The following is a 14,212-nucleotide window of genomic DNA, read 5'->3' on the forward strand; positions in this document are numbered from 1 at the left end:
GAGACTTGACATGAACCATCTGCAACTCGGCGCGACCGGACCGCGTGTATCGGCATTGGGACTCGGCTGCATGGGCATGTCCGGCATGTACGGACCGGCCGACCGGAGCGAAAGCATCGCCACGATTCACGCGGCGCTCGATGCCGGCATCAACCTGCTCGATACCGGCGATTTCTACGGCAGCGGCCACAACGAAGCGTTGATTGGCGAAGCGCTCAAGGGCACGAAACGCGACGCCGCCATCATCAGCGTGAAATTCGGCGCGCTGCGCGATCCGGCCGGCGGCTGGGTCGGATATGACGCGAGGCCGGCCGCTGTGAAGAACTTCCTGACGTATTCAATGCAGCGTCTCGGGGTGGATTACATCGATATCTATCGCCCCGCGCGACTCGATCCCAATGTGCCGATTGAAGACACCGTGGGCGCGATTGCCGAGATGGTGAAAGCAGGTTATGTGCGTCACGTCGGGCTGTCCGAGGTGGGCGCCGAGACTATCCGGCGCGCGGCGGCGGTACACCCAATCGCTGATTTGCAGATCGAGTACTCGCTGATTTCACGGGGTATCGAAGGCGATATTCTCTCGACGTGCCGCGAACTCGGGATTGGCGTGACGGCTTACGGCGTGTTGTCGCGAGGGCTGATCAGCGGCCATTGGCAGGCGGCGCAAAATCTGGCCGGCAATGATTTCCGCGCGCACAGCCCGCGTTTTCAGGGCGAAAACGCGGAACGCAACCTGCAACTGGTCGAAGCGTTGCGGCGGATTGCGGAAGCGAAGGGCGTATCGGTGGCGCAGATCGCGATTGCATGGGTCGCGGCGCAGGGCGCGGATATCGTGCCGCTGGTTGGCGCACGGCGGCGGGATCGGTTGACGGAAGCGCTGGGGGCGCTGGATGTCGTGCTGACGCCGGATGATCTCAGTGCAATCGAATCCGCTGTGCCGAAGGGCGCCGCAGCCGGTGACCGTTACGCCGCCGCGCAAATGGCCCATCTCGACAGCGAAGTTCGTCACGGATAATTGCCCCGGTCAGACTCAAGGCATTGGCGCGATCCGATTGCAAGTTGGCGCGATCGGATTAGTGTTGCGGAGAGCGCGCTCCTAGAATCCGGTGGACGCAGCACTCATCGTTCACTGTTAAAGGAATCACGCTCATGTCTTCAGTCTGGTTTATTACGGGCAGTTCTCGCGGCATCGGCCATGAATTGGCGAAGGCCGTCCTGGCCGCGGGTCATCGTCTGGTCGCGACCGCGCGCCGTTCCGACGATCTCGCCGCGCTCGTGGAGCAGTACGGCGAGCGCGTGCGCGCCGTCGCGCTCGATGTGACCGACCCCGCCTCGGCACGGGCTGCCGTGCAGCAGGCCGTGGCATCTTTCGGCCGTCTGGATGTCGTCGTCAACAATGCGGGTTACGGCAACATCGCGTCGATCGAGGAAGGCGACGACGCCGATTTCCGCGCGCAGATGGAAACCAATTTCTACGGCGTCGTCAACGTGACGCGCGCCGCGTTGCCGGTCCTGCGCACGCAGCGCAGCGGCCATATCATCCAGATTTCATCGATAGGCGGACGCGTCGGTTCACCTGGCCTTGCCGCGTATCAATCGGCGAAATGGGCCGTGGAGGGATTCTCCGAGGTGTTGTCGAAGGAAGTTGCGTCGCTCGGGATCAAGGTGACGATCGTCGAGCCGGGCGGCTTTCGCACGGATTGGGCCGGCTCGTCGATGACCATCCACGCGCCCGGCCCTGATTACGCCGCTAGCATTGCGCCCTTGCTCGAATACCGCGCGTCGCATAAGCCAGTCGGCGATCCGGTGAAAGCGGCGCAAGCAATCCTCGGCATAGCTGGACTGGACGAACCGCCGCTGCGTTTGCTGCTCGGCAGCGACGCGGTGCATATAGCAGGACAAGTGCATGAAGCGCGCGGCGCGATGGACGCCAAGTGGCGTCACGTGAGTTTGTCGACCGACGCCAGCGATGCCACCGAATGGCGCGGATTGATCGATAAACTCGCGATCGTAAAGCAGCCGGTAAAGGACTGAAAAGGGACTGAAAAGCTGATGAAAACCGATGGCGTTCCGATCAGCCACGCACTGCTCGCACGGCTAGAGACGCTGGGCGTGGATGTGCCGCGGACGTTCCGCGCGGCGGGCCTGCCCGTGCCGGCGACGACGAACGCCGAGGCGGGCCGGTTGCGGCTGACGACGCAGAAATACTTCGCGCTGTGGGAGGCTATCGCGCAGGTGAGCGGGGACCCGGCCATCGGCTTGCGGATTGGTGCTGAAACCTCGCACGGGCAACTCGACGCAATGTCGCTCGCGGCGCTGCATTCCGCCAATTTCGGCGAGGCGCTGGCGAAGCTCGGGCGTTACAAGCGGCTGAGTTGTCCGGAGGAGGTGGTGGTCAGCGTGCAGCGTGACGAGGCGGCTGTGACGTTCCGCTGGTTGCTCGCCGATGGTTTTATCCCCGACCTGCTGGCGGACGCCATGTTCGCTTCCGCGCTTGCGATGGCGCGGCGCGGATCGGGTGTGCCGATCAAACCGCATCGCGTGGAGTTGACGCGGCGGGCGGCCAACCGGGCGATGTTCGCGCGCCATTATGGTTGCGAGATCGTGTTCGATGCCCCGAACGATGTGCTCGTATTCGATGCGGCAAGTCTCGCGCTGCCTTTCGTGACGCATAACATTGATTTGCTGGCCGCTGTCCTGCCGCAACTCGATGCCGGACTGGCCGCGCTGGCCCGCGAGCAGACTTTCACCGATCACGTCGATGCCGTTCTTGCGCGGAACATGCGCGGCCAGCGGCCGAGCGTTGAAGCGCTGGCGCGGGAGCTGGGGATCAGTACACGCACGCTGCAACGCAAGCTTGCACTCGATGGGACAAGTTATCAGCAGCAATTGGACCGCGTGCGCAACCGGATAGCGCGCCGCTTGCTGGGGAGTACGGATCTCGCGGCCGGCGAGATTGCGTGGTTTTTGGGCTTTGAAGAGGTTAATTCGTTTTCACGGGCGTTTAACCAGTGGGAAGGGATGACGCCTCAGCGGTGGAGAGGGCACGAGGGTGAGGGGCGTGGTCGGTTGTTTTCGGAACCCGTGGTTTGATTCGGAATGCTGATTAATAGTCCGAAGTGGTGAATATGGGAAATGAAGCTTCATCAAGTCATCGGTCAGAATTAGATTCTTCATCGCTTCATTCCGGTTCGTGATTATCGGACACACGCCACGACGCACAACGATAAAATCCCCGTCCTGCAATAAACTATGACACTCGAATCCAGTCGCGGCCGTCATGGTAACCGTCTGGTCCCGGAATTCCCGTTTGAAAAGGACCGATCTTGCTTCACATCGAAACCCCGTTGATCCTGCATCCCGGACTGTCTACGTCCACGCGCCGCATCTGGCTCAAGCTTGAAAACCTGCAGCCCAGCGGCTCGTTCAAAATGCGCGGGATGGGCTTGCTGTGTTCGCGGGCGAAAGCGGCCGGCAAACTCCGCGTAGTGTGCCCGTCGGGTGGCAACGCCGGTTTTGCAACAGCATTTGTGGCGCGCTTGCTCGGCATGCAGGCTGAGATCGTGGTGCCTTCCACGACGCCTGAAAGCACCCGCAAGCGGATTGCCGCGCTCGGTGCGACGGTGATCGTGCACGGCGATGTCTGGGACGAAGCCAACGAGCATGCGCTGGCATTGTCGGCATCGGATGAAGTCGAATATGTGCCGGCCTTCGATCATCCCGTGCTGTGGGAAGGTCATAGCTCGATGATCGATGAGATTGTCGCGGTGCTGCCGCAGGTGGATGCGGTCGTGGCTAGCGTAGGCGGGGGTGGTCTGCTTGCCGGTATCTTGACGGGTTTGCTGCGCCATGGCCGCACGGATTGTCGTGTGGTCGCGTGCGAGACGACGGGCGCGGCGTCGTTTCGCGCGGCGCTCGATGCAGGGCATCCGGTGAAACTGGATCGTATCGACAGCATCGCAAAGTCGCTTGCTGCGCTTCAGGTGGCGAGCTGGCCGGTCAGTGCCATCAGGCAGTTTCCGCACGAGTCGGTTGTGCTGACGGATGCCGATGCGATCATGGGCGTGACGCGTTTCGCCGATGACCATCGGCAACTCGTGGAATCGGCGTGCGGGGTATCGCTTGCGGTCGGTTACCTCGATCATCCGGCGATTGCTGCCGCGCACGATGTGGTGATCGTGGTGTGCGGCGGAGTCAGTGTCGATGCGCAGATGGTGGCGGATTGGGCGAGGTAATCGCTCATGCCGGACCTTTGCCGGTGACGCGCTGTGCAGCACAAATACAAACACGCCAGCGCAACTCCTGGCGATCGCATTCGTCTTTAATCACCTGATCGTCCTCGCCTTCGGTGATCACAAGCGGCATGACCGGAATGGACCCGGCAATGGGTTCTTCGATCTATCACTATCTGCCGGACGTCATAGAACGCGACGACAACGAAGAAACCACCCGCTGATCTAACCCGGATCGACGAATCAACCGCAGCGACCCGCCTCCAGGCGCTGGTAAACCCGCCCCTCTGCGCGAGCAACAAGCAATCGCACTACCCATCCTCAGTGCAATCCCATTCGCCCCAATCCTCGGTCGCGAAATCTCCTGCATCGCCCAAACGTCCCTCATCGCATCGCAGCAAAAAAAACGGCAAACCTGCCGCAGCGCCAGCGTTTCCGCCTCAATCGCACCGCACCACTCTCGACCCTTCAAACAAATCCACTTGACTAATACTGTGTGTGGAATATTGTATATCACAAACCAAACAACGCCAGCCAAGGAGGAGAGACGCTATGGCAGAAGTACTGAACCACCCGCAGACCGCCATTACAGCCGAGACAGCGAAGCAAGAAACCCCGGCGACCACCGACGGTTTCCATCTGGTCATCGATGCCCTGAAACTGAATGACCTCAACACGATCTTCGGTCTGGTCGGCATTCCCATTACCGATCTGGCGCGCCTTGCGCAAGCGGAAGGCATGCGCTTCATCGGCTTTCGCCATGAACAGCACGCGGGTAACGCGGCCGCTATCGCGGGCTACATGACGCAAAAGCCCGGCATTTGCATGACTGTTTCGGCGCCGGGCTTCCTGAACGGCCTGACGGCGCTCGCCAACGCGACCACCAACTGTTTCCCCATGATCCTGATCAGCGGATCCAGCGAGCGTGAGATCGTCGACTTGCAGCAGGGCGACTACGAGGAGATGGATCAGCTCAACGCCGCCAAACCCTACGCGAAGGCCGCGTACCGCGTCCTGCACGCGGAAGACATCGGCATCGGCATTGCGCGTGCGATCCGCGCGGCCGTGTCGGGCCGTCCCGGCGGCGTCTACCTGGATTTGCCGGCGAAACTGCTGTCCCAGACCATCGACGCCGTGAAGGGCAAGCAGTCCCTGGTCCGCGTGGTCGACGCGGCGCCGCGCCAGCTTCCGGCGCCTGACTCGGTCAAGCGCGCGCTCGATGTGCTGAAGGGCGCAAAGCGTCCGCTGATCCTGCTGGGCAAGGGCGCGGCTTACGCCCAGGCCGACGCGCAGATTCGCGAGCTCGTTGAAAAGAGCGGCATTCCTTATCTGCCGATGTCGATGGCCAAGGGATTGCTGCCCGATACCCATGAGCAATCGGCGTCGGCTGCGCGTTCGTTCGTGTTGCAGGAGGCCGACGTCGTGCTGCTGATCGGCGCGCGCCTGAACTGGCTGTTGTCGCACGGCAAGGGCAAGACGTGGGGCGGCGCACCGAAGCAATTCATCCAGGTCGACATCTCGCCGACGGAAATCGATAGCAACGTGGCAATTGCGGCGCCGGTGATCGGCGATATCGGCTCCTGCGTGTCGGCCTTGCTCGGGGGCATCGATGCCAGCTTCCCGAAGCCCCCCGCCGAGTGGACGGGTGCGATCTCCGAGCGCAAGAACAAGAACCTGGAAAAGATGGCCGCGACGCTCGCCAAGAATCCGTCGCCGATGAATTTCCACAGCGCATTGCGCGCGATCCGCGACGTGTTGAAGACGCGCCCGGACATCAACGTCGTCAACGAAGGGGCGAACACCCTCGACTACGCGCGCAGCATCATCGACATGTACGAGCCGCGCAAGCGTTTCGACTCGGGTACGTGGGGAATCATGGGTATCGGCATGGGCTTCGCGATTGGCGCGGCGGTCACGAGCGGCAAGCCGGTCGTCGCCATTGAAGGCGACAGCGCGTTCGGTTTCAGCGGCATGGAACTCGAAACCATCTGCCGCTACGACCTGCCGGTTTGCACCATCGTCTTCAACAACAACGGCGTGTATCGCGGCACCGACGTGAACCCGACCGGCGGCAAGGACGTTGCCCCGACGGTGTTCGTCAAGGGCGCGCGCTACGACAAGATGATTGAAGCATTCGGTGGCGTAGGCCGCCACGCCACAACGCCGGAAGAGCTGACGAAGGCGCTGCAGGAAGCCATTGCGTCCGGCAAGCCGACGCTTATCAACGCGGTTATCGATGAAGCCGCTGGTACCGAGAGCGGCCGCCTGACGAATCTGAATCCGCAAAGCACGGCGATGAAAAAGTAGTCCGGTTCGAGGACATCAGTGGCACGCGCCGCCGATGTCTCTGGAACAGCCGCAAGAACATGAGTAACCCACCTTTAGCCAGTGAGTCAGGAGACAGGAATCATGAGCAAGCCACTCGAGGGAATCAAGATTATCGACTTCACGCACGTGCAGGCAGGCCCGGCCTGCACGCAGTTGCTTGCGTGGTTCGGCGCCGACGTGATCAAGGTAGAACGCCCGGGCTCGGGCGACGTCACCCGCACGCAACTGCGCGATATCCCGGACGTCGACGCGCTGTATTTCACCATGCTCAACAGCAACAAGAAGTCGCTCACGCTCGACACCAAGAAGCCGGAAGGCAAGGAAGTCCTGGAGAAGCTTATTAAGGAATCCGATGTGATGGTGGAAAACTTCGGTCCGGGCGCGCTCGACCGGATGGGTTTCCCGTGGCAGTACATCAAGGAACTGAATCCGAAGATGATCCTGGCGTCCGTGAAAGGCTTCAGCGATGGCCACCATTACGACGACCTGAAGGTCTACGAAAACGTCGCGCAATGCGCGGGCGGCGCGGCGTCGACCACGGGGTTCTGGGACGGCCCGCCGACCATCAGCGCGGCGGCGCTGGGCGACAGCAACACCGGCATGCACCTCGCCATCGGCATCCTGACGGCGCTGATTGGTCGCGACAAGACGGGCAAGGGGCAGAAGGTCGCGGTATCGATGCAGGACAGCGTGCTGAACCTGTGCCGCGTGAAGCTGCGCGACCAACAGCGCCTGGACCGGCTGGGCTACCTCGAGGAATATCCGCAATATCCGCACGGCGAATTCAGCGATGTCGTTCCGCGCGGCGGCAATGCCGGCGGCGGCGGCCAGCCGGGTTGGGTGCTGAAATGCAAGGGCTGGGAAACCGATCCGAACTCGTACATCTACTTCACGATCCAGGGTCATGCGTGGGCGCCGATTTGCCGCGCGATCGGCAAACCCGAGTGGATCGAAGACGCGAACTACAACACGGCGACGGCACGTCAACCGCATATCTTCGACATCTTCAAGACGATCGAAGAATGGCTCGCCGATAAAACCAAGTTCGAAGCGGTGGACATCCTGCGCAAGTTCGATATTCCGTGCGCGCCTGTACTGACGATGAAAGAGCTGGCCAACGATCCGTCGTTGCGTGAAAGCGGCACGATTACCGAAGTCGCACACAAGGAACGTGGCTCGTATCTCACGGTTGGCAGCCCGATCAAGTTCTCGGATATGAAGCCGGAAATCACGGCATCACCGTTGCTGGGCGAGCATACGGACGAAGTGCTCAAGAGCCTGGGTTACAGCAGCGCGCAAATCGCCAACCTGCATCAGCAACAAGCCGTTTAAACGCGAAAGCACAGCGCCGTGGATTGCCTTGACGGACCCACGGCGCGGCCAGAATCGCCATGAATAGACAAGGCCATTTCAACAATGAATAGCGCCGTGCATACAAAATCCCCCATCGATTTCGAGCAACTGGTCAACGTGATCGGCGACGCGGTTGTCATCTCAGACGCCAGTGGCGCGATCACCCTATGGAATCCCGCTGCCGAGCGCATGTTCGGGTTCACGCCCGAAGAAGCGCTGGGCAATTCGCTTGACCTCATTATTCCCGAACGCTTGCGAGGACGTCACTGGAGCGGCTACGAAAAGACCATGGCGACCGGCGAGACGCGTTACGGACACGACGTGCTGCGTGTGCCGGCCGTGCACAAGGACGGCCGATCCTTATCGATTGCATTCACAGTTGCGCTGTTGCATTCAGCGGGACCGGAGCCGGGTGTGAGCGGCATCGTAGCCGTCATACGCGATGAAACCAGCCGCTTCACCGAAGATCGAAACTTGCGCAAGCGCCTCGCTGAACTCGAAGCAAAATCCGGCGCGTGATCCGAATACAGGGACGCTCGCGCGGGACCGCACTACGGTAAATGGAGACAACAATGACCGCCCAAGCGGACGTGAAACGTTACGAGCTGCTGATTGGTGGCGAAGCAGTGGCGCCCGGTGGAGGCGCGTATTCCAGCATTATCGATCCATCGACCGAGACGCCGATAGCGAGCGTAGCCCAGGGCACCGCGGCGGATGTCGACCGTGCCGTGCAGGCGGCGCGCGCCGCGTTGAAACCATGGAACGCAATCAGGGCGTCCGAGCGCGGCCGGATCCTGATGCGTTTTGCAGAATTGATGCGCACGCATCAGGATGAAATTGCCGCGGTAGAAAGTCTCGACGCAGGCAAGCCGATTTCCGGCGTACGGCGCCAGGATGTACCCGCTGCCATCGACACCCTCGCGTATTACGCGGGCTGGTGCGACAAGATCAATGGACAAGTGGTGCCCACGCGCCCCGACGCGCTGACGTACACCGTGCGCGAACCGGTCGGCGTGGTCGCGGCCATCGTGCCGTGGAATTTCCCGTTGATGATCGGCATGTGGAAGATCGCCCCCGCGCTTGCGTGCGGCTGCACGATGGTCGTCAAGCCGGCGGAGCTGACGCCGTTATCGGCGTTGATGCTGGGACGCCTCGCACTGGAAGCAGGCGTACCGCCAGGTGTATTTAATATTGTTACCGGCAAGGGCTCGGTGGTCGGCGACGCGCTCGTGGCGCACCCGGGTGTGGACAAGGTCACGTTCACCGGTTCGCCGTCGGTCGGGCGGGGAATCTTGCAGGGCGCGGCGGTCAACTTCAAGCGGGTAACGCTTGAACTGGGCGGCAAGTCCGCCAACGTCATCTTCGCCGATGCCAATCTCGATCAAGCGGCACGCGCGGCTGCGTCGGGGATATTTTTCAACGCAGGGCAGGTGTGTTCGGCAGGCTCGCGTGTCCTCGTCCAGCGGCCGGTGTATGACGAGATCGTCGAACGTCTGGCGCAGCGGGCGAAGTCAATCACGCTGGGTGATCCATCGCAGAAAGAGACGTCCATGGGGCCGCTTATTTCCGCGAAGCAGATGCAGACGGTGCTCGATTACGTGGACATTGGGAAGAGCGAAGGGGCGTCGATCGTGTCGGGGGGCAGGCGTTGGGGCGAGCGCGGCTATTTTGTCGAGCCCACGGTGTTTGCCAATGTCGAGCACGAGATGCGCATCTCGCAGGAGGAGATCTTCGGCCCGGTGGTCAGCGTCATTCCCTTCGATGACGAAGCTGATGCCGTGCGCATTGCCAACGGGACGCTGTACAGCCTCGCGGCGGGTGTGTGGAGCGCGGACATAGGCCGGGTGCACAGGATGGCGTCAGCGCTCAGGGCAGGGACGGTCTGGGTGAATACGTACGGTTATACCGATGTGCGATTGCCGTGGGGCGGCTCCGGTGATTCAGGCTTTGGCCGCGAGCACGGGGATGTGGCTATCGAGAACTTCACGGAGCCTAAGAGCGTGTGGGTGTCGTTGGCGCAATGAGGCTGGATGCAACGAGAAGAGGGGCGGGTTGATTAACCCGCGCCCTTTGAGAGCTTGGTACCTGTCAGGCGCGAACAACTCTACGCGACAAGCGACAAGCCTCAAGCGGCTTGCGCGTGTGGGCTGTCGCAGTCCGGCCGCCACATCTGTGCGCCGCGTGTGTCGTCGGCGCGGGCGATAGTCGTGGCACGGCACGCTTCGTAATACGCGTTCTTCCTGCTCACGATGGCTTCGCACAGGAATTCCGCGCTGTACGCCTTGAGCAAGTGTGGGCAATGCAGTTCGATGTACTGCGCAATGCGCGCCTGATCGCTCGCAGCGTGCGCCAGCGACCGAAGTGTTTCGACGTCCCAGCGGAACATCAGGTCAAGTTCTTCGAAGGCGCTGTTGTAGGCGCAAAGCTGGGTCTGGAGTTCGCGCGCATCGGCGATCGTGGCTTGTGAACGGTTCATGGTCGTCTCCTTTCTGGGTTAGCCATGAATGACAGCGTGATGTAGCTGCGTGGCTTAACTGCAGGATAGAAAGAACCATCCATATACGATAGTCACTTGTTTTTAGCCTAACTATTAAAGATACCTAATAGATGGTTTACCCGATATGCGTGATGGCCGAGATTTGCGCCGCCCCTTCTTCGATGAGGAATTGCTTGAACGCCATCGCCACTGCCGGAAGCCGCTTGTTATGACGATGCACGAGATACCAGTTGAGCATCACGGGAAAACCCTCTATGTCGAGCACGGCCAGCCGTCCGATCTGCAGCTCCATGCTGACCGTGTGCGCCGACAGGAAGCTGATCCCCATGCCGGCAATGACAGCCTGCTTGATGGTCTCCGTGCTGGTGATTTCCATGGCGATGTTGAGCGGCTTGAGCCGTCCCGCGAAACCTTCTTCCATCGAATTCCAGGTGTCGGAACCGCGCTCCCTGACGATGAACGGCTCTTCGGCCAACGACTCCAGCGCAATGTTCTTCTTGCCCACCAGCGGATGATCAGGCGGCGCCACGATCACGTAAGGGTGCGGGGCAAACGACACGTTCTCGGTGTCCATGTCCTTCGGCGGGCGAACCATGATCGCGAGGTCGGTGAGGTTGTCGGTGAGCTGGTGCAGCAGTTCTTCGCGGTTATGAACGGCCAGGTTCAGCTTGACGTCCGTATTGCGTTTGGTGAATTCGGCCAGCAGGCGTGGGAAGAAATAATCTCCGGCACTGATCACGGCCACGTTCAGCGTGCCTCCGGAAATACCCTTGAGTCGCGCCATGGCGTCGTCGGCTTCGCGGAACTGTTCGAGGATCGCGCGGCTGTGGTGAAGCATCTCCTGGCCGGCCATCGTCAGGTAGATCTTCTTGCCGAGCTGCTCGAAAAGCGGCAGTCCAGCGTGCTCCTCGAGCTGCTTGACCTGCGTGGAGACGGCCGGCTGGGTGAGGTAGAGCTCTTCGGCGGCGCGCGAAAAGCTGAGCCGCCGTGCAACGGTTTCGAATATTTTCAGTTGCCTAAGCGTCGCATTACGCATCATGACGGATGTCCACCTATAAACGATCCTTAATTTATACAATAAATTTTTCTAACTTTCCCTAATCGTTTTTCTGCCGCAGGATGCTTTCAACGTGCGGTAGTTTCGTAAGGTGCACGCGGGGAGAGGGCAGCAGTAGAGGCGTCCCCTGGATTGTCCCCATAAACATCAGAACATTGGGAATCGCTTAAAAATGATTCTTCTTTTCACCGCTCATACTTTTACGGCCCGCAGGACGGGCATGGCCGTATCCGGCAGCACACGCCACGAACACGTTCCCTGACCGACCAAGACCCTCTCACACCGGTGACGAAGACACGGTGTGCCGCAGTCGATTGAGTAATCGACGAAGCAGTCGATGAAGCAGCCGATGAAGCTGTTGATTACGCGCCGTACGAGCGCTGAAACATAACGGAGACAGACATGGCAAACGCAGCGACGGCACCGGCCGCTGGTCAGCCCAAAATGGGGTGGCACAATAATCGGTGGGCTCAGCTCGCCATCGGCATCATCTGCATGGGGCTGGTCGCCAATCTGCAGTACGCGTGGACTTTGTTCGTAGTCCCGATGGATGCGAAACATCACTGGGGCCAGGCGGCGATTCAAACCGCGTTCACCATTTTCATTGTCACGGAAACCTGGCTGGTGCCGCTGGAAGGCTGGCTCGTCGATAAATTCGGCCCGCGGCCGGTCGTGATCGGCGGCTCGATCTGTGCGGCGCTAGGCTGGATCATCGATGCAAACGCGACCAGCCTGATCCATCTCTACATTGCGGCGGTGATTGCCGGCGTGGGCGCGGGTTGCGTGTATGGCACCTGCGTGGGCACGGCGCTCAAGTGGTTCCCGGACAAGCGCGGCCTCGCTGCCGGTTTGACGGCGGCGGGTTTCGGCGCGGGCGCGGCGGTCACCGTCATCCCCATCTCGAACATGATCCAGCGCTCCGGTTACGAACACACTTTCGTGTTCTTCGGCATCTTCCAGGGCGTCTGCATCCTGCTGCTCGGCATGTTTCTGGTGCGTCCGAGGCCGCCGGCTTATGCTGTTCCTGCCAAGCGCGTGGTGGCGTCGAAGATCGACTACACGACAGGTCAGATGGTGCGCTCGCCGCTCTTCTGGGTGTTGTACATGATGTTCGTGTTCGTCGCGGCGGGCGGGGTGATCGCCACGGCGCAACTCGGTCCGATCGCGAAGGAATACGGCTTCGCGAAGATGCCGGTCAACCTGCTCGGCGTGACCTTGCCCCTCCTGACCATGGCGCTGTCGATCGACAACCTTTGCAACGGTTTCACGCGTCCGCTCTGCGGCTGGATCTCCGACAAGATTGGCCGCGAGAACACCATGTTCTTCATCTTCATCGGTGAGGGCGTTGCGTTGCTCGGTCTCATGGAGTTCGGCCACAACCCGTATCTGTTCATGTTCTTCGCGGCCGTGACGTTCCTGTGCTGGGGTGAAATTTTCTCGATCTTCCCGGCCACGTGCGCCGATACCTTCGGCAGCAAATACGCCGCCGCCAACGCCGGTACGCTCTACACGGCGAAGGGCACGGCGTCGATGCTGGTGCCGCTCGCTTCGGTGCTGTCGGCCATCGGCTCATGGGACGCGGTGTTCATCGCGACGGCCACCATATCGATTGCCGCCGGGCTATGCGCGAAGTTCGTGCTCGCGCCGATGAGAAAGCGCTGGATCGATAACACGGTCGCCGAGTCGAGCCGGCTCGATGCCGCGACGTTTCAGGCTGCCTGGACAGAAGCCCCGCGCAACTCGTCGGCACAATGACCCGTAGCCAGACTGATGCCGTGCAGGGATTGAAGGCGTCCGGCGTGTCGCTGCAGCAGTTACGCCTGTTCGTGATCCTGGCGCAGCATCGGAGTTTCACGCAGGCGGGCAACGCGCTCGGCGTCACGCAGTCGGCGGCGAGCCGCAGCATCAGGGAGCTGGAAGACCTGCTTGAGATGAGGTTGTTTGACCGCACGACTCGCCAGGTCGCGCTCACCGATACCGGCCGCGCGCTGCTCCCGCGCATTGCGTTACTGGTCGATGAACTCGAAGTGGCGCTGCGTTTCGGGCGGCAGGTTTCCACGGCTGAAAACGGTGTGGTGTCGATAGCGAGCAGTTCCAGCCTGGTTGCTTCGGTGCTGCCCGCGCTGCTCTCATCGTGCCGGGCGAGCTACCCTAATATCGCGTTGACGTTGCATGATGCACCGCAGGGCAAGGTGCTTGAACTCGTGCGCGCCGGCGATGCCGACATGGGTTTGCTGACCGGCTCCCTGGACGATAGTAATCCTGATGATATCTGCGATCTATCGACGCAAACGCTTTTCTCCGAGTCCCTGCACGCGATCTTGCCGGCGCGTCATACGTTGGCATCGCACGCCACGGTGCGATGGCGCGACCTGAGTGGTGCGAGCCTGTTCCTTCTCGACGACGACGCAGGCAGTTTCGATGTCATCGCGCGCGCGCTCGACGAACACGGTGCGTCGAACGTCAGGCTTCAGCGGCTGACCCAGGTCGCGAGCGTCGTGCAGATGGTTGCGGCGGGACTTGGCATTGGCATCCAGCCGATGCACGCAGGCGCAGCCTTGGCTCAAGCGCTGGTGCAACCGGTGCCGCTATGGCCGCCAGTGACGCGAACTGTTGCGCTCGTGAGGCGCAAGAGCCGCACGTTGCCAGTGCAGGCAGCGCGTATCTGGACGCATGTCGTTTCGTCCTATGATGAAGAACACAAGCCGTTGCAAATCGCTAACGCCTGATCCCAATCCACCGAAA

The 14,212-nt window shown here is 61.2% G+C and carries 13 protein-coding genes; 10 read left to right on the plus strand and 3 right to left on the minus strand.

Annotation, left to right across the window (positions count from 1 at the left end):
• Positions 1 to 10 precede the first annotated feature (10 nt).
• The 4 genes from ACSQ36_RS24150 to ACSQ36_RS24165 all read left to right on the plus strand — a co-directional run bounded on the left by ACSQ36_RS24150 (position 11) and on the right by ACSQ36_RS24165 (position 4,235).
• Positions 11 to 1,015, plus strand: coding sequence for an aldo/keto reductase (locus ACSQ36_RS24150; protein WP_436183869.1), 1,005 nt, complete (start codon positions 11 to 13; stop codon positions 1,013 to 1,015).
• Between the two features lie 134 nt (positions 1,016 to 1,149).
• Complete coding sequence (locus tag ACSQ36_RS24155) at positions 1,150 to 2,034, plus strand: oxidoreductase (RefSeq protein ID WP_436183870.1); 885 nt, start codon at positions 1,150 to 1,152, stop codon at positions 2,032 to 2,034.
• An 18-nt stretch (positions 2,035 to 2,052) separates the two neighbouring features.
• Positions 2,053 to 3,093, plus strand: a complete 1,041-nt coding sequence (locus ACSQ36_RS24160) for an AraC family transcriptional regulator (RefSeq protein WP_436183871.1) — start codon at positions 2,053 to 2,055, stop codon at positions 3,091 to 3,093.
• Between the two features lie 233 nt (positions 3,094 to 3,326).
• The gene (locus ACSQ36_RS24165; protein ID WP_436183872.1) at positions 3,327 to 4,235 is read left to right on the plus strand and encodes a pyridoxal-phosphate dependent enzyme; all 909 of its coding nucleotides are present in this window, start codon (positions 3,327 to 3,329) and stop codon (positions 4,233 to 4,235) included.
• 4 nt (positions 4,236 to 4,239) lie between these two features.
• Here the strand turns inward: ACSQ36_RS24165 and ACSQ36_RS24170 are convergent, their stop codons facing one another.
• On the minus strand, positions 4,240 to 4,365 hold the full coding sequence (locus ACSQ36_RS24170; RefSeq protein WP_436183873.1) for a hypothetical protein: 126 nt from the start codon (positions 4,363 to 4,365) through the stop codon (positions 4,240 to 4,242).
• Between the two features lie 419 nt (positions 4,366 to 4,784).
• On the opposite strand from ACSQ36_RS24170, the gene oxc reads away from it, so the two are divergent.
• From oxc to ACSQ36_RS24190, 4 genes are all read left to right on the plus strand, one after another.
• Positions 4,785 to 6,539 (plus strand): oxalyl-CoA decarboxylase, encoded by a 1,755-nt coding sequence (gene oxc / locus ACSQ36_RS24175; protein WP_213766321.1) that lies wholly within the window; start codon positions 4,785 to 4,787, stop codon positions 6,537 to 6,539.
• Positions 6,540 to 6,641: 102 nt separating this feature from the next.
• On the plus strand, positions 6,642 to 7,892 hold the full coding sequence (frc, locus tag ACSQ36_RS24180; RefSeq protein ID WP_436183874.1) for a formyl-CoA transferase: 1,251 nt from the start codon (positions 6,642 to 6,644) through the stop codon (positions 7,890 to 7,892).
• A gap of 96 nt (positions 7,893 to 7,988) precedes the next feature.
• A complete protein-coding gene (locus ACSQ36_RS24185) occupies positions 7,989 to 8,432 on the plus strand; it encodes a PAS domain S-box protein (protein ID WP_436183875.1) in 444 nt (147 codons plus the stop codon).
• A 53-nt stretch (positions 8,433 to 8,485) separates the two neighbouring features.
• Positions 8,486 to 9,937: an aldehyde dehydrogenase family protein gene (locus ACSQ36_RS24190; RefSeq protein WP_436183876.1), complete on the plus strand. Its 1,452-nt coding sequence runs from the start codon at positions 8,486 to 8,488 to the stop codon at positions 9,935 to 9,937.
• Positions 9,938 to 10,038: 101 nt separating this feature from the next.
• On the opposite strand, the gene ACSQ36_RS24195 is transcribed toward ACSQ36_RS24190, so the two are convergent.
• A complete protein-coding gene (locus ACSQ36_RS24195; RefSeq protein ID WP_436183877.1) occupies positions 10,039 to 10,389 on the minus strand; it encodes a hypothetical protein in 351 nt (116 codons plus the stop codon).
• A gap of 136 nt (positions 10,390 to 10,525) precedes the next feature.
• On the minus strand, positions 10,526 to 11,446 hold the full coding sequence (locus tag ACSQ36_RS24200) for a LysR family transcriptional regulator (RefSeq protein WP_436184932.1): 921 nt from the start codon (positions 11,444 to 11,446) through the stop codon (positions 10,526 to 10,528).
• 423 nt (positions 11,447 to 11,869) lie between these two features.
• On the opposite strand from ACSQ36_RS24200, the gene oxlT reads away from it, so the two are divergent.
• Together oxlT and ACSQ36_RS24210 are read left to right on the plus strand one after the other, a co-directional pair.
• Positions 11,870 to 13,222, plus strand: a complete 1,353-nt coding sequence (oxlT, locus tag ACSQ36_RS24205; RefSeq protein ID WP_436183878.1) for an oxalate/formate MFS antiporter — start codon at positions 11,870 to 11,872, stop codon at positions 13,220 to 13,222.
• Positions 13,219 to 14,196: a LysR family transcriptional regulator gene (locus ACSQ36_RS24210; protein ID WP_436183879.1), complete on the plus strand. Its 978-nt coding sequence runs from the start codon at positions 13,219 to 13,221 to the stop codon at positions 14,194 to 14,196. The genes oxlT and ACSQ36_RS24210 overlap by 4 nt, the downstream gene beginning before the upstream one ends.
• The last annotated feature ends 16 nt before the right edge of the window (positions 14,197 to 14,212 follow it).

The sequence above is a fragment of the Caballeronia sp. LjRoot34 genome (assembly GCF_964253815.1).
Taxonomy (GTDB): domain Bacteria; phylum Pseudomonadota; class Gammaproteobacteria; order Burkholderiales; family Burkholderiaceae; genus Caballeronia.

Coding starts and splice junctions, on each gene's coding strand:
- ACSQ36_RS24150 (WP_436183869.1), top strand. CDS start 11: ATGAACCATCTGCAACTCGGCGCGACCGGACCGCGTGTATCGGCATTG.
- ACSQ36_RS24155 (WP_436183870.1), top strand. CDS start 1,150: ATGTCTTCAGTCTGGTTTATTACGGGCAGTTCTCGCGGCATCGGCCAT.
- ACSQ36_RS24160 (WP_436183871.1), top strand. CDS start 2,053: ATGAAAACCGATGGCGTTCCGATCAGCCACGCACTGCTCGCACGGCTA.
- ACSQ36_RS24170 (WP_436183873.1), bottom strand. CDS start 4,365: ATGCCGCTTGTGATCACCGAAGGCGAGGACGATCAGGTGATTAAAGAC.
- oxc (WP_213766321.1), top strand. CDS start 4,785: ATGGCAGAAGTACTGAACCACCCGCAGACCGCCATTACAGCCGAGACA.
- frc (WP_436183874.1), top strand. CDS start 6,642: ATGAGCAAGCCACTCGAGGGAATCAAGATTATCGACTTCACGCACGTG.
- ACSQ36_RS24190 (WP_436183876.1), top strand. CDS start 8,486: ATGACCGCCCAAGCGGACGTGAAACGTTACGAGCTGCTGATTGGTGGC.
- ACSQ36_RS24195 (WP_436183877.1), bottom strand. CDS start 10,389: ATGAACCGTTCACAAGCCACGATCGCCGATGCGCGCGAACTCCAGACC.
- ACSQ36_RS24200 (WP_436184932.1), bottom strand. CDS start 11,446: ATGCGTAATGCGACGCTTAGGCAACTGAAAATATTCGAAACCGTTGCA.
- oxlT (WP_436183878.1), top strand. CDS start 11,870: ATGGCAAACGCAGCGACGGCACCGGCCGCTGGTCAGCCCAAAATGGGG.
- ACSQ36_RS24210 (WP_436183879.1), top strand. CDS start 13,219: ATGACCCGTAGCCAGACTGATGCCGTGCAGGGATTGAAGGCGTCCGGC.